16 protein-coding genes are annotated in these 13,506 nt (G+C 57.6%); 6 read left to right on the top strand and 10 right to left on the bottom strand.

The genetic code is table 11. The features are described 5' to 3' along the window. The first annotated feature begins 35 nt into the window (after positions 1–35). A complete protein-coding gene (locus tag FGM15_04795) occupies positions 36–1,088 on the top strand; it encodes a hypothetical protein (GenBank protein ID MBU3665182.1) in 1,053 nt (350 codons plus the stop codon). Beyond that, a complete protein-coding gene (locus tag FGM15_04800; protein ID MBU3665183.1) occupies positions 1,085–1,936 on the top strand; it encodes a hypothetical protein in 852 nt (283 codons plus the stop codon). The genes FGM15_04795 and FGM15_04800 overlap by 4 nt, the downstream gene beginning before the upstream one ends. Before the next feature lie 1,049 nt (positions 1,937–2,985). Here the strand turns inward: FGM15_04800 and FGM15_04805 are convergent. From FGM15_04805 to FGM15_04835, 7 genes are all read right to left on the bottom strand, one after another. Beyond that, the gene (locus FGM15_04805; protein ID MBU3665184.1) at positions 2,986–3,750 is read right to left on the bottom strand and encodes a hypothetical protein; all 765 of its coding nucleotides are present in this window, start codon (positions 3,748–3,750) and stop codon (positions 2,986–2,988) included. Positions 3,751–3,756: 6 nt separating this feature from the next. Beyond that, the gene (locus tag FGM15_04810) at positions 3,757–5,013 is read right to left on the bottom strand and encodes a hypothetical protein (protein MBU3665185.1); all 1,257 of its coding nucleotides are present in this window, start codon (positions 5,011–5,013) and stop codon (positions 3,757–3,759) included. After that, positions 5,010–5,498: a GIY-YIG nuclease family protein gene (locus FGM15_04815; GenBank protein MBU3665186.1), complete on the bottom strand. Its 489-nt coding sequence runs from the start codon at positions 5,496–5,498 to the stop codon at positions 5,010–5,012. Before FGM15_04815 ends, FGM15_04810 begins: the two co-directional genes overlap by 4 nt. Positions 5,499–5,513: 15 nt before the next feature. Beyond that, positions 5,514–5,693: a hypothetical protein gene (locus FGM15_04820; protein MBU3665187.1), complete on the bottom strand. Its 180-nt coding sequence runs from the start codon at positions 5,691–5,693 to the stop codon at positions 5,514–5,516. A 32-nt stretch (positions 5,694–5,725) separates the two neighbouring features. After that, positions 5,726–6,043, bottom strand: coding sequence for a hypothetical protein (locus tag FGM15_04825; GenBank protein ID MBU3665188.1), 318 nt, complete (start codon positions 6,041–6,043; stop codon positions 5,726–5,728). A gap of 104 nt (positions 6,044–6,147) precedes the next feature. Continuing rightward, positions 6,148–7,419 carry a hypothetical protein gene (locus tag FGM15_04830; GenBank protein ID MBU3665189.1) on the bottom strand — a complete coding sequence of 424 codons (1,272 nt, stop codon included), beginning with the start codon at positions 7,417–7,419 and terminating at the stop codon, positions 6,148–6,150. Between the two features lie 196 nt (positions 7,420–7,615). Further along, positions 7,616–8,446, bottom strand: a complete 831-nt coding sequence (locus FGM15_04835) for an ISL3 family transposase (GenBank protein ID MBU3665190.1) — start codon at positions 8,444–8,446, stop codon at positions 7,616–7,618. Between the two features lie 197 nt (positions 8,447–8,643). Between FGM15_04835 and FGM15_04840 the strand changes: the two genes are divergently transcribed. Both FGM15_04840 and FGM15_04845 read left to right on the top strand, forming a co-directional pair. Beyond that, entirely contained in the window at positions 8,644–9,225 is a 582-nt protein-coding gene (locus FGM15_04840) for a hypothetical protein (protein MBU3665191.1), read from the top strand. Positions 9,226–9,297: 72 nt separating this feature from the next. Continuing rightward, positions 9,298–9,924: a porin gene (locus FGM15_04845; protein ID MBU3665192.1), complete on the top strand. Its 627-nt coding sequence runs from the start codon at positions 9,298–9,300 to the stop codon at positions 9,922–9,924. A gap of 28 nt (positions 9,925–9,952) precedes the next feature. On the opposite strand, the gene FGM15_04850 is transcribed toward FGM15_04845, so the two are convergent. Then, a complete protein-coding gene (locus FGM15_04850; protein MBU3665193.1) occupies positions 9,953–10,312 on the bottom strand; it encodes a hypothetical protein in 360 nt (119 codons plus the stop codon). Further along, a complete protein-coding gene (locus FGM15_04855; protein MBU3665194.1) occupies positions 10,309–11,280 on the bottom strand; it encodes a glycosyltransferase family 2 protein in 972 nt (323 codons plus the stop codon). Before FGM15_04855 ends, FGM15_04850 begins: the two co-directional genes overlap by 4 nt. Positions 11,281–11,359: 79 nt before the next feature. Between FGM15_04855 and FGM15_04860 the strand changes: the two genes are divergently transcribed. Together FGM15_04860 and FGM15_04865 are read left to right on the top strand one after the other, a co-directional pair. Next, entirely contained in the window at positions 11,360–11,848 is a 489-nt protein-coding gene (locus FGM15_04860; protein ID MBU3665195.1) for a hypothetical protein, read from the top strand. A gap of 4 nt (positions 11,849–11,852) precedes the next feature. Beyond that, positions 11,853–13,025: a tyrosine--tRNA ligase gene (locus FGM15_04865; protein MBU3665196.1), complete on the top strand. Its 1,173-nt coding sequence runs from the start codon at positions 11,853–11,855 to the stop codon at positions 13,023–13,025. 37 nt (positions 13,026–13,062) lie between these two features. Here the strand turns inward: FGM15_04865 and FGM15_04870 are convergent, their stop codons facing one another. After that, complete coding sequence (locus FGM15_04870; GenBank protein ID MBU3665197.1) at positions 13,063–13,506, bottom strand: YkgJ family cysteine cluster protein; 444 nt, start codon at positions 13,504–13,506, stop codon at positions 13,063–13,065.

Here is a 13,506-nt window from a genome sequence, read left to right on the forward strand (position 1 = left end):
ATCTCGGTGTTCGCGTCACACACTTCTCCTGCCTTATGAGCCTTCGCCGCAGACTTAAAAGCCGTGCTGGGGAAAAGCATTGCAACGCTTCCAGCAAAACGCACGCGGCGCATGTATATGCACGCAAACAGAGCCGCTACACGGCGTGGATACCTGCTTCAATTCCTTCGATCGCTGATGAGGCTGCTGCGGAGTTTGGTCTGGATTATGAGTCGTTGGGCTTGCCTCGGGGGGAATGTTTTTGGGAGGTGGATGGTTCTCTGCGACTGCTTTCGGGCGAAGACTTCGAGCGACAACTCGCCTCAGCACGGGATGAGTTCGGTTGGTTTTGGCAGTCCCGAAAACTCAAAAGTGGGCGCGATTCCCGCACACGTCGAAAGCGCCCGCACCCTGTCCAAGAGGTGACGGTTTCTCTCAGCCCCGCGCAATCGCTTTTCCTCCGAGACATGAATGCGGCTGATATTGCCAGCAAGCTTTATGGACTGCTTCCGAGGCTTGCTGAAGACCTTACCGACCAGACGGGGTGGAAGTTGCTTGGCGCGTCGATTCACTACGACTCCTCGCGTCCACATTTCAACTTTTACATCACGCGGGTGGGGGATGACCACTACCTCCACGGAAGACAACGGCTTGGAACGCTCGGACCATGGGCGGTCGGCGAGTGGAGGCTTGCGAAACTGGGCGCAGGCACTTACGCGGGCAATAGGATTCTGCAGGAAAATCTTGCGAACTTCGCGCTGCGGCATGGCCCATCCGCTGAGCCTTTGGACCTGCGACTACATCGATTGCTCGATGATTCCTTCAAGCGCGACCTCAACAAGAATGAGATGGGGCGCTTTGAAAAGTGCGAGGCAAAACACGCCAAATGGAAAAAGGCGCAGATCGCAAAAATCCTGCGCGAGTGGATTGGACGTGAAAGAGTCGCCTGGCAACTGCTCTCACTTTGTGGTCCCCATCTGCGTCCATATGCCCGAGCGGCGATCCAAGGAGTCGAAGTCATGGCCAAAGTGATGGACATTTTAAAGAACCTCCCTGCGGAAGAATCTTCCAATAGCTGTCCGAAGCAGAACCAGCCTCAATTGAAATGAATATCTACGACAGAAACATTCCGACAGACCCGCCTCGCAAGCAGTATGATTACCTTCGGGAGTTGAAGGAGATCCAGCAGGCATCTGCTGCGATTAGTCCGCAGAACCTCATCCAGCAGGAAGCCGCCTCGGGCGCCGATGTGGAAAAGTTGAAAGCCAAACTTGAGGCCGCCGGATATTCATGCGAAACGACCCAAACGGATTGGGTGCGGTTGGGAAATGCGATCATCGCTCGCAGCGGTTTGAGCACCGGCCGGTGTGGACTCTTGGACGGTCGGCCGGTGTTCGCAGCAATATACCGCTCCCCCGGCCAGAAATCGGCCAGCACGCTGGTTTGCCGTGTGCCTGATGATCCAAGACTCGAACTCATGGATTTGGCGACGGGGGTCTATTGGGGGTTGTTGACTCGAATTTCGGGGGCTTCCGTTGAAGTGCACCCAGGTCTCCAAATGTTTCGCAATGTGAAGAATGTTCCGGTCGAAATGTTCGATGACGGCCATTTGAAAGCCGCGCTCCGCATCGTGATTGCGGAGCACGATCAAGAAACGCGCAATCTCTGCAGCTGCCTCAAGAGTGCGACTTACGAACGAGATGAAGCAACAAGCCGCGTGGCGGAACTCTCGCAGGCAGTCGCTGACTTGGAGCAGTTCAATGAACATCTCTGCGCGTCACGAAAAGTCTGGCGCATCGCCTTTGTAATCCTGCTCGTTGTGGCTGTTGGCTGGATCGCTTACACCGTCCTCCGCGAAAGCGGAGGACGGGAGGCGCGGCGGTTGCCATCTTCAGGGGCGGAACCAGTGAAGACGCTGAAGGTGGCAACGGCCGCGGTGCATAGAGGGGGCGAGTAGAGTCTTCGAGTATCTCGTTGCGAGAGCGCAGAAGTCTCTGCCGCGTGGGGGGGGCATTGTGCCCACCAAGTTAGGCTGAGTTATGCCGCTAAAATTGCTGATTGGCCTCCGGCAAACTGCCATATTGCTCAACGTGCATCTGCAGCAGGAGCGCCTCGACGGCGGCAGGTGCAATGCGATCGTTTGCAGCAACTGGGAAACAGAAAATCTCAAGTGAGTGAAAATCTATATTGTCGACGTATCCCTTACTTAGTTGGCAGCGCTTGTTTTCGGCTCCTCTGCCCTTGGGGCCATAGCGGAATTGTCTGTGCTCATTGTCGAAACAATAGGGCGTCCATCGTTGGGACCTGTGTCTGAAATTGCCAGAAGAAGGCTTCTTGCCCTTAGCCCTGATGTGTCCGACTGCACCGACGTATACTGACCGACGGCGCCCCTTCCTTCGAATCACGTAAACGCCAGCGCTCTTCGGCCAAGTGAAGCAACCACGCCTATTCAGGGGGATCGCCCGCAGCTGTCGTTCGCCATTGAATGCTGCTGATAAGACAAGTAACAACTTATCGAAAGGTTTTGATCCGCACCCCGTGAGTGCGCGTTTAAGGATAGCGGAAAGCTTTGGAGCGGGCATTCAGAAAGTGACTGCCGAAGCAAATGTTCGAAGATACGCTTTGACTCCGGGCAAGTCGGAAAACTTGCGGCCGCCAAGGTAGCCGGAGCCCCCGCGAGGGGTCGAGTCGGGGTTATTCACGTAAGGTGAGAAGGACGAGCGGTCTCCCGCCGAATACAAGATAGCCCCCAAAGCACCTGGTTCCTTCGTAACCCACAGCCAGAACTCGCCGTCGCGTTTGCGCTCGATGATCAAGCCGAGGTTGTTTCGTGTGTTGCAATCTTCAGCGACGCGTCATCGCCGTAATTCTCGCCGCGACGGACTCCGAGTGGACTAGGCTCCTTCAGCAAATATGAGCGGATCTTTTCGTGCCGTTTGGACTGCTTGTCGCTGATTAGAAACATACGCTTGCTCCCTTGGGTGTTGGGAAGATGGGGAAGGGAGATTACGCGGGTGGTGTCTGGCGCGATCCGGCGCCGAGCGCGAAGATGCTCACGACTGGAGCGACAAGCCAGAACAGCAGGGTCACAAAGCCGTTGTTTGGAATCAGCGAGACGCCAACGATAAAAAGCACCAACATGACCAGAGCACGTTTCCAAGAAACGTAGAGCAGTCCAAACGGCCCAAATAGGACGGCGAGCACAATGGCTAGGGGCATCGATGTGACGTGCGACGGCTTTATTTTTGGAGGCTCGGCAGTCAGGTCTGTTTTAGCTTCATTCCGTGCAGGCAATGCTTCGCCGTTGGATTCTGTCTGATCTTCGTCTTGAGGAAGCTTTTGCCATTCAAAGTCTGTCTTAAAGCTCTTGTCATCAGCAGCGTATTTAAGCAGTGCTTGCTCCAATTCCTCACGAGAAACTAACCGGGGCACAGAAAAGTGCTCATTACCAGTGCCCTCGCGGTATTGTAGATCAAACCCCTCGGGTGGCACTGCGCCTTCCGGCATGGCTGCTGCCTGCATAAATTCAGCATGCTCCTCTGGAGCAGCCGTCAATCCACGACAATCATTGCTTTCCAAGACTATGTATTTTAGCTCGCCTTGGGTTGCGTCTGTGCGAACCCACTTCGAAATAACGTCGGGGTTCGCTGGTTGGCCATTGGAGTCCGTCTCCGTGACCATCTTGATGTTGGTTTTGGGTGAAACCGGCCGTGCTCCGTGAGAAATGCCCGCGGAGCCCATCATCTGTTTCTTAATTTCTTCGGGTGTCATTTGTTTTTAAACTGTTTGGAGTACAAGTCTGGTTCCGGAAATTGGAAAGTTGCTGAAACCGCCTTGAATTAGCATTGAGACTGTGGGTGCAGCAGTCTTTTCACCCCAAGCTCGGAAAGCCGAGCGATACACGTCCTGGTTAGGCATCGGGAGTGTAACCTCGAATGGCATGAGGCGTTCGATTTTGTGGTGAACCTTCGCTGCATTGCGCCAGATTCCATAGCTAGCACCTCTGAGAACTGCAAAGCGGTCGCTAGCTTCCGACTCCATACACCATTCCCACACATTTCCTCCCAAATCGTAAATCCCAGCTTCGTTTGGGGAGAAAGATGTTACTGCTGAAGTGAACTCGAATTCATCGACGGCCCGCCACCCACGACGCCATTCTGCATACAGCGAATTGAGCAGTTGACTTTTTTCCTTGAGCTCTTGCTTGTCCTCCTCGAGAAGCCTCCTGCCAACCTCTTGTTCTAGGTCAAGGTTCTCGGCAAGATAGCTTTCCTGCTGGTGGCTAAATTCAAGAAACTCTGATTTTAGATGGTCGAGGCCCCACTGGTCGCTACGATCATGCTCATAGTTTCCCGCACTTTGCGGCGGCGGCCAACGAAGCCCCCATGGATAACCAGGAGCTTTCAAATGTCGCTGCGCGGGTGTTGCTTCTGGTTCGTGTGGAAGTCCAACTGCAGCACTCCATTCCAAGTCGGTGGGCAAGCGGTAAACGGTCTTGTCGTTAATCTTGCCCTCAGCACGTTCTTTGCCGGTGAGCCAAACGCAAAACTCAATGGCATCGTTCCACGAGACGCCAACAATCGGATGATCTGATTCTTGGGCAAAGGGAATCTCGGGAAACTTCGCGCCGCTGGCCATGCAATAGGTCTCGTAGTCTTGCACGCGCACGGGCCAGATGCAGAAACGTGTCTCGAAGCGTGGGATGGGCACAAAGGGCATGCCGAGGGTGTTGACCCAAGGCAAATGCTTCGTTGCTTCCGCAGGCGTTGCGGCAGTTTTCGATGATGCAGCCCTTGAACCGCCTTGCGGTGCAGATTCTTCAACGACGGAGACTGCGGCCGCACTGGCACAACCGGATTTGCTAAAGGCAGCGAGCAAACGCTTTCGCTCTCCGAGTTTATCGATGCCAAGCTCTTTGAGGTCGGAGTCGGTCAAGTCGCTCAGGATCGAATCGGTTACACCTTGTTCGTTGAACTTTCCGAGCAGGGCTGAAAGTCCTTCCGCTTCGAGGATGGATTGAAGTTTTTCGGTCATGGCTTTTCGTTGAGTTCTTCTTCGTTGATGGTTGTTTCGGTAAGCAGATGTTTATTGCTGCCGTTCCATGGCGGCTTGAACGCCTTGACGAGTGCATCCTCAAGCCCGGCGGCGAGGTTGATCTCGAATCCGCCCCACGAAAGGTGCGAGTGGGACGGGAGGACAAAGATGCGGACATTTTTGCCCCCTTGGAGCAGGGCGCGGATTTTCTGGTGGCATTTCCAGTTCGTCGCTCGTCCGTTGCCGGGATCGCAGTAGCCCGCGAAGCGTTTGGCGAGGGTTTTGGTCGTTTTACCGATGTAAAGGACGTCGTCTCCGCAGCAGAAGGCGTAGAGGCAATTCGGGATCGCGGTGAGGCGTCGCCAGTTCGCGCTCTTGTCACCTACGTGCTTGAGCTTCTTGCCATCGATCTGCCAACGCGCAGCGTCCTCCAAGCCGATGGCGAGGAGGTCGGATTTTCCTGATTTGCGCTGCGTGGAGGGCATGGATCGGTCGGTTTATTAGCCGCAGAGGATGCGTTTGCCGTCTGAGGGGTTGATGCGCCACATGCCTGCAGCGAGGCGATAGCCGGGATAGAGGCGCAGGGCTTGAGCTTTGGCTTCGTTGGCGTCGCGGGCCATGACTTCGACTTCCATGGGGATGCCGCCTTTTTCGATTTTTACGATGAATTTGAATGGCATTGTTGTTTGATGGTTAGTGTGTTGATTGGGAATCACGTTGGCCCGAAAGGGTCGTGAATCCCGAGAGGGTTGAGGGCGCAACCTTTGCCCCTGCTGGTCGAGCCGCAGTAAACGCAAACCTTCCCGCCGACGCCACGAATGTGCAGGGTGGTTGGGGGATTGAACTTGCAGCCCTTGCCTCGGCTGGTCGAGCCGCAGTAGCGGCAGGTGTTCGGGTCGTTGGGATGGTAATGCAGCCCAGTGGGGCTGATCCGGCAGCCGTAGCCGTAGCTGGTGGCATTGCAATAGACACAGCGATTCTCCGGCCTCGGCTTGAAAAAACTGATTCTCTGGGGAGCGGGTATGCTCATAAGCGCCGCCATCTACAGAGTAGCTAGCAGATTGTTTAGGCAAAAACGAGCCTAAAATGACAACGATCTGAAAAAATCAAAGAACCCGACAGCTACCGAATCGATCAAGCTGCTTGGTTCTTGAATTTTTCCCGGATGACTTTTCCGTTCTCCGGATCCGATGGTTTGAGTGCCCAGAAGCTTTCGATGTCCGCCTTGTGCTTTATGACCTCGCGGTAATGCTGGTAAAGCATCTGCGAGTTGCGGTGACCCATAAATTCAGCTGTCTGTCCCGGGGATGCCCATTTGGCGAGGTGATACGAGCCGAAGCAATGACGTAAGACGTCCTTGGGCCACCCTTTATGCGACAGCGCAGAGGCCTTTTTCGAGTTCGACGCACGATAGCCCGCTCTTTCTGTCATAGCCCAAAAACGCCGTCGGAAATTTGGCGGAACGATGGGGCCGCTCTCCTGTCGGAAGGGATCTATCCATTTTTCGATCTCGCCGAGGAAGGGGACTATTCTGCGGGTGCGCCCTTTGGCTTTTATCGCGGGGAGATCAATGTGGCGTGCATCGAAGTCAATATCCTCCCATGCCAACCGCTTCGCCTCTTCGGGCCGAAGGCCCGCGAAGAGACCTACGGCGACCCATGGCGTGAGTTCTTCCGCCGTGTTGAGCAGCGCCAGAGCTTGCTCTGGACGCATGATGACTGGCGGCTTGCGGTGCACGTGTGGTCTTTCCACGCCACGAACGGGATTTTCGGGGGTGTAGCCCTTTTTCACCGCCCAGCCGAAGAGAACCGAAATATGACGGGCCTCGATGATTTGTCCCGCGGGCGATTGGTCCAGCGAGGCGAGGTAGTTCTCAACCGAATCCGTAGTGATCTCGTTGAGGGTCGTCTTAGCGGGGAAATATCGAGCGAAGCGCTTGAGCTTGGCCTCCAATTTTTCGAGATACGTCGGGCGCTTGTCCTTGGACTTCTTGAACTCGATCAACTTTGGGATGGCATCAGTGATGGTAATCTTCCCCGCTTTGGGCTTGTTGAATTTGATCGCGAAGTCGATAGCGCTCGAGAGTTCTATGCCTGCCTCCTTACATCGACGGAGGGCGTCGAGCGCTTCCGCGAGTTGTTTATGTGGCAGAGAGAATGCCTGCGTCCCTGACTGTTCCTTGAGGGTTTTAATATCGATCTTGGGCACTGCGAGTTGGGGGGCGTCCTCCGAAAGCCACTCCCGCGCCGCAGCCAAGGTTTCAAAATTACGGGTGATGACCTTCCCGCCTGTGAACTTCTTACCGAGGCGAACTTTCCAATAGTCCTTTGTGCCATTGCTGTTCCGCCCGACGCCCACCCCCACTGGTAAATCTGCGATTTTTGCCTTCTTTGCCTTCTTCTTCACAATGAAAAGTGACCACGAATTAGCCACAATTCCAATTCAAATCTTTAATCATGGTGGACTGAAAATCCTCATGTCGGGGGTTCGATTCCCTCCCTAGCCATTTCCTCTTTACGAGCCCAGTGGGGGTCTACATCAAAGTTTGGGGACTGAATGGGGGTAGGATGTTGGTATTGATGGTGTTGGTGTGGGTTGTTGGTTAGCCGCACTGGGCGATAACGCGGAGGCGGTAGTTTTGGAAGTTTCTGAAGCCGTAGGCGCGGCGCTGGATGAGCTTCATTTTTCTGTGGAAGCCCTCGGTGATGCCGTTGTTTTTGGAGAAGCGCCACATGGCGGCCAAGGGTTCGCGCCAAGAGTGGAGGGTTCTGGCCAAAGAGACCAGAGGTTGGAAGCCGCTATGGCGCAGTTCTTCGATGGCGCCGAGGAGTTTTGCCGCCAGCGGTCTGCACTGGGCCTTGGTGCGGTTTTTGGTGTTAAGCAGCCGCCGAATATCATGCATTTTTTCGTGCAGAGGGCGCAGAGCCGGGCGGCACCCGAAGAGGGCGCTCAGGCGCTGGCATTGGGCGGGAGTGAGGTTTTCAGGGCGCTTGCGCCAGAGTGCCAAGAGGCCGCGGTGGTTCTTTGTCTCCGGGGCGATCTGGCGGACGAGTTCCAGGAAGTGCGCGATGACGGCGCGCACGGCGTGGAAGCGGTCGGCAACGATCTTGGCCTTGGGGAAGCAGCGGGCGACGAGGTGGCGGTAGGGGCTGGAAAGGTCGATACAGACGACGCGGACCTTGTCCCGGCCGCGGAGGCGGTCGAGGTAGGCGCGCAACTCGGCCAAGCTGCGGCCGGCGACGACGTCGAAGACACGGTGGTTTTTGAGGTCGGTGAAAGTGGTGGCAAAGCGCAGGCCGCGGTGGAGCGTGTGCTCGTCGATGCCGAGCACGGCCGGGCAGTGCAGGCTCAAGCGCTCGGCGGCTTTGCGCCGGGTGAACTCGGCGTAGATGCGCGAGACGGTTGCCGCGCCGAGCTTGCGCATTCTGGCCATCGACGAGGCCGTAAGAGCGTGATTGCTGCCAGACGGCCTTTACGCGCGGCGCAGAGAACAACGGCCGATCGCCTTGGCGATTTGTGCTGTCGTGTGGAGCGATGGCGCTGGCGGTGCGATCGTAAAACGTTTATGCGGATTGTGTCATGCATGGCGGCGCACCATTGAGGAGCAGCGAACATTGGCGGTTGGCGGCCGTGATGTTCGCGGTTCAGTTGCTCGATGTTGCTGTCACGACGAAGCTCTGTCGCAGCGGCGAACTCAACGAGGCCGGTGTCGCAGTGGTGCAGACGTTTCATTACGGTAGCAACTTCCTGCTGCTTTTCTTGGTCATGCTCATCGTGATCGGTATCTTGCGTCCCTGTTCGAAGATCATTCTTCCGGGGTTATCCGCCTACTTGGGGTTCGCTCTGTTGCATCTCGTGGTCGATGTCGGCGCATTGCTTTTCAGCGCGACTTCCAAGGCGACGGGTTTGGCAAGTCTTTGGGACGTAGGAGCCATCGGGGCCATGAGCGTGCTCACGTTTGCCGCGTGCTATTGGATTCTCGACCGCGCGACGCCGGGCGGCGCTTTCCTCATTCCCGGACGTGACGGTCGGATGACCAGGCCGCGCCTGTCGGACTATATTTATCTTTCGTTCGACACATCGACGACCTTCGGTCCGACGATCGAGACACCAGTGTGCCGCAGGGCGAAGTATTTGATGATGCTGCAGGTGGCGCTTTCTATTGTTGTTCTCACGGTGTTGCTCTCGCGCGCGGTGAATGCGATTTCATGAACAGGAAGTAACTAACGTCTGGCATAAAAGGCTTTGCATCTACGTTGGGCGTCCAATAGCACTCGTCTTGTTATGAAAAACTATATTGTCGAATTCATCGGGACGTTCTTCCTGTTCCTTGTCATCAGCCTCTCCACACGGGTGGTTGCCGCGCCGTTGCTGGCACCGTTGGCCATAGGAGCGACTCTCATGGTGATGGTCTATGCCGGGGGACGGATTTCCGGCGGTCACTACAACCCGGCCGTCTCCCTTGCCGTGGCGATCCGCGGCGCGTTGCCCTACGCGCAACTGCTGCCTTATTGGGTTGCTCAACTCGCCGGCGCGGTGGTGGCTGCCTTTACAGCCTTCATCCTCGTGGGGCCCGACGGCATCACGGTGCTACAAGCCGAGCCGCTCAAGGTCTTTGTGGCTGAAATTCTGTTCACAACAGCTCTGGCTTACGTCGTTCTGCAGACCGCAACCGCCAAAAAAGCGGAGGGCAACTCCTACTTCGGGTTGGCCATTGGTGCGACGGTGATGGTCGGGGCGCTCAGCGTCGGTCCGATCTCCGGGGGCGCCTTCAATCCGGCCGTGGCCGTTGGTGCCTGCGTGGCAGGACTTTTCGCCTGGTCGCAGCTTTGGATCTACCTCGCGGGATGTTTTGCTGGCGGTATCGTGGCCGCAATCCTCTTCAAGCTGACTACGACGGACGGCGAATAAACGCTCTCGCTTGTCCGGCGGCGCGCGGTCAATCAAGGTCGCGCGCTGCCAAATCTTCCTCGTCGAGTCCGAGGTAGTGTCCTAGCTCGTGCAGGTAGGTGCGGCGCACCTCGTCCGCGAAAGTGGTTCCCTCGCAGCGGCATTCCTCGAGAATATTTTCCATGTAGAGGATGATCTGCGGCGGTGCACCAGGTTCGTTGTCGGCTTCGTGCCGTGGGGCGCCGACAAAGAGCCCCAAGATGTCGGGATCGAGGCCATCGTCCAAGAGGTCCTGCCCGGGTCGTTCCTCGATGCAGACGGGCACCTGCTGCGCCGCAGCGCGCAATTCCTCGGGTATCTCGCGCAAGGTTTCGGCGATGATTTGATGTGCAGCTTCTTTGCGTTTCATTCAGGGCGGTCTTTTTGCAGGCGTCGCTCCACGCGCTTGCGCAAATGTTCTCCGGACGGCGTTCCGGCCGGCTGCCCGCGCAGAGCTCCATTGAGAAAGGTTTTCCACGCGTCGAGCAACGTCGCCGGTGCACAGCCTTCGGTGAGGGCGTAACGTTTGAAATTGCCTGCGAGGTAGGTTTTCAAGTGCGCGCTGTGCGGAGACCGGAAGGCCAAAAAGGAGAGATTTTGAAGCAGCGCGAGGAATTTAAGGCGGTGTCGCAGGCGCGATGACGCGGGATCGGACGGGGGAGACAGGTGCTGCACGGACGCTGCGGCAGTAAATACACCACCCAACGCGTATGCGACCCGCATCGAGAATTCGAGATCCTCGCCCAACATCCAAAAATCTTCGCGAAAAAACCCGCACCGATCGAAAGCGACTCTCGCGTAGAGCATGCACGCGCCCGTGGCCCAGCAGAACGCATGCGGTTCGTTTCCCATGGCCGCGCGACATTGGGCTGGAGAATTGATGCGGCGAATGACGCGCCGCAGTTCAACGTCCCGCGGTTCGGGAAACCCCCAGAGCAACCCGCTCTCGTCGAAAAGCAGGGGTGCAGCGGCCGCAGCGCCGGATGCCTTCAATGCGGCGTGCAAAATCGCGAGAGTGTCAGTCGCAGGCACAACGTCGTCGTCGAGGACGAGCACATGGGTGACGTCAGGATTTGCGAGGGCTTTTGCAATCGCCTCATTCCACGCCGGGCCTGGTCCCTTGTTGGCAGGTTGGGGAAGCCAGATGCATGGGACTCGAGCTTGGGCGCACACGTCCCGGGTCTCCGGCGATGAAGCGTTGTCGGCGACGAAGACGCGGCCCTGCACTGCGACGTTGCTGTCTGCAACGCAATCGAGGAGCCGTCGCAGCTCCTGATCGCGCCTGTAGGTGGCAACAGCCGCGGCTATGCATGTGGGTCGGCTCTCGGATGAACTCATGTCTCGCGGCAGGGGAGTTGCAGCACGCGCTTGTGTCGGCTATGCAGGAGGAATGCTACGCCGTGCACTTATCCTGGCAATGCTCTTTGCCTCGGCGGCCTTGGCTCAGCAGCAGGACCAGAGCTTGATGGAGCGCATCATGAATCCGCAACGCGACAAGGCCAACCCGATGGGATCGAAAAAATTTGAAGCGCAACCTTTCGAAGGACGCGAATTCGCGGGGGCGCGCGACTTTGGCGGGACCAAGGCGGCTCCCACGAGGGAGTTTGGGACGCGCAAATTTCTTGGGATCCGCAACCCGTGGTTCGGTCCAAAAGAATACGCCACTGATGCGGCGCGCGGGCTGCGCAAATACGCGCTGTCCGACCGCATCTATGGCTCGCGGGCCGTCGATACGCCCGAGGCCTACGATGCCGAGCGCGGTATGGCCGTGCGTTCGCCCGGCATGGACACAACCAAGCAATTCCTCGGGCGCGGCAAGTCGCAGGATGCGATCGATGCCGCCTCGCCTGCGGGCAAGCCGCTCTCGATCGACGAGGTCCGCGAATTGCTCAATCGCAACCGCTGATCGTATGAGTCCCGGCGAAGCCTTGGAAACACTCTGTCGCGGATGCGCGGAGGTCATCAGTCGCGACGAGCTGAAAAAGAAACTTTCCGCCGGCCGCCGTCTCCGTGTGAAGCTCGGTGTTGACCCGACCGCGCCGGATATCCATTTCGGGCACACGGTAGGTTTGCAAAAGTTGCGCCAGTTTCAGGATCTCGGCCACGAGGGTATCCTCATCATCGGAGATTTCACCGCGATGATCGGCGATCCGAGCGGGCGATCGGCGACGCGTCCGCAGCTGACGCACGACCAAGTGCTGGCCAACGCGAAGACTTATCAGGAGCAGGCTTTCAAGGTGCTCGATAGATCCAAGACGAAGGTCGTTTTCAACGGCGAGTGGTTCAAGAAGATGACCTTCACCGACGTGATCAAGCTCAACAGCCGCGTGACTCTCCAGCAGATGCTGCAACGCGAGGACTTCCGCGAGCGCATGGACAAGGCCCAACCGATCCGTGCCCACGAGGTTCAATACCCGATCATGCAGGGCTGGGATTCGGTCATGATCCAAGCCGATGTCGAGCTCGGCGGCACCGACCAGCTTTTCAATATCATGGTCGGACGCGACCTGCAGAAAGAGGAGGGCCAGGAGCCGCAGGTGGCCATGATGCTTCCCATCCTCGAAGGACTCGATGGCGCGCAGAAGATGAGCAAGAGCCTCGGCAATGCCGTCGGCGTGAATGAAGCGCCGGGCAGCATGTTCGGCAAAGTCATGAGCATCTCCGACGACCTCATGGCGCGATGGTATGTCCTGTTGCTCGGGCGCGAGCTTTCAAAGGGCGAACATCCCATGTCCGCGAAGAAAGAATTGGGCCGAGCACTGGTCGCCAGGTTCCACTCCGATGACGACGCCGCCCATGCCTTGGAGGAGTTCGAAAAGCGCTTCAGCGGACGCGACTTGGAAAACGCCGAATTGCCGGTGTTCCGACCTGCGGTGCCGCTTATCGATGTCATTACCGCCGGCGTCGAGGCTTACGCTCAGTGCTTCAAGCAGATCAAATCGCGCAGCGACGTGCGGCGCCTCGTTATCCAAGGCAGCGTGCAGTGGTGCGGAGAAAAAGTCACCGACCCCAAAGCCATGCTCGACCTCTCGCAAACTGGGATTTTGCGTTTGGACAAGACGCGCGCGGTGAGGGTCGGGTAGGGCTGGTTGCGAGTCTTCGAATTTTGCTCGGTCGCGGCTAAAGAACCGAAGAGATGGCGCCTGGCAATGCGCGCGGGCCGTCACCGCCGAGCTGTTCGTCGATTGTTTCGAGGCGACGGATGAGGTCGATCACATCGCGGCGAGCGTAGGGTCCGCCGGCCGCGGCGCAGAAATGGGTGCGGCATCCGAAGGGGCGGTTTTCGTAGATGAGACAGCGCGACGTTTGGGCGTCGAGCAGGGGACAGGCGCCGTCGTTGCGCGAGGGAAGCGACTTGCGCCCGGTGGTCCTCAGTGCATGCGCGGCGAGAAGCGCTTCACCGCGGGTGAGGTAAGGTGTTTTGCCGGTGAGCTTGAAATGGCAGCACTCGGTGCGCAGTTCGCATCGACGCTCGAGAGGACGTTCCGCGAGATCGCAGTAAATGGCGCGGACTTCGGCGAGCGCGGCGGCTGTTGACAGCCGCCCTCCAAGGCGACGGGGCAT

It is taken from the genome of Chthoniobacterales bacterium, from assembly GCA_018883245.1.
In the GTDB taxonomy this organism is placed as follows: Bacteria; Verrucomicrobiota; Verrucomicrobiia; order Chthoniobacterales; family JACTMZ01; genus JACTMZ01.

Bases quoted from the DNA above. Each gene is read 5' to 3' on its own strand.
- FGM15_04795 (MBU3665182.1), top strand. From the start codon at position 36: ATGAGCCTTCGCCGCAGACTTAAAAGCCGTGCTGGGGAAAAGCATTGC.
- FGM15_04800 (MBU3665183.1), top strand. From the start codon at position 1,085: ATGAATATCTACGACAGAAACATTCCGACAGACCCGCCTCGCAAGCAG.
- FGM15_04805 (MBU3665184.1), bottom strand. From the start codon at position 3,750: ATGACACCCGAAGAAATTAAGAAACAGATGATGGGCTCCGCGGGCATT.
- FGM15_04810 (MBU3665185.1), bottom strand. From the start codon at position 5,013: ATGACCGAAAAACTTCAATCCATCCTCGAAGCGGAAGGACTTTCAGCC.
- FGM15_04815 (MBU3665186.1), bottom strand. From the start codon at position 5,498: ATGCCCTCCACGCAGCGCAAATCAGGAAAATCCGACCTCCTCGCCATC.
- FGM15_04820 (MBU3665187.1), bottom strand. From the start codon at position 5,693: ATGCCATTCAAATTCATCGTAAAAATCGAAAAAGGCGGCATCCCCATG.
- FGM15_04825 (MBU3665188.1), bottom strand. From the start codon at position 6,043: ATGAGCATACCCGCTCCCCAGAGAATCAGTTTTTTCAAGCCGAGGCCG.
- FGM15_04835 (MBU3665190.1), bottom strand. From the start codon at position 8,446: ATGGCCAGAATGCGCAAGCTCGGCGCGGCAACCGTCTCGCGCATCTAC.
- FGM15_04845 (MBU3665192.1), top strand. From the start codon at position 9,298: ATGAAAAACTATATTGTCGAATTCATCGGGACGTTCTTCCTGTTCCTT.
- FGM15_04850 (MBU3665193.1), bottom strand. From the start codon at position 10,312: ATGAAACGCAAAGAAGCTGCACATCAAATCATCGCCGAAACCTTGCGC.
- FGM15_04855 (MBU3665194.1), bottom strand. From the start codon at position 11,280: ATGAGTTCATCCGAGAGCCGACCCACATGCATAGCCGCGGCTGTTGCC.
- FGM15_04860 (MBU3665195.1), top strand. From the start codon at position 11,360: ATGCTCTTTGCCTCGGCGGCCTTGGCTCAGCAGCAGGACCAGAGCTTG.
- FGM15_04865 (MBU3665196.1), top strand. From the start codon at position 11,853: ATGAGTCCCGGCGAAGCCTTGGAAACACTCTGTCGCGGATGCGCGGAG.
- FGM15_04870 (MBU3665197.1), bottom strand. From the start codon at position 13,506: ATGCCCCGTCGCCTTGGAGGGCGGCTGTCAACAGCCGCCGCGCTCGCC.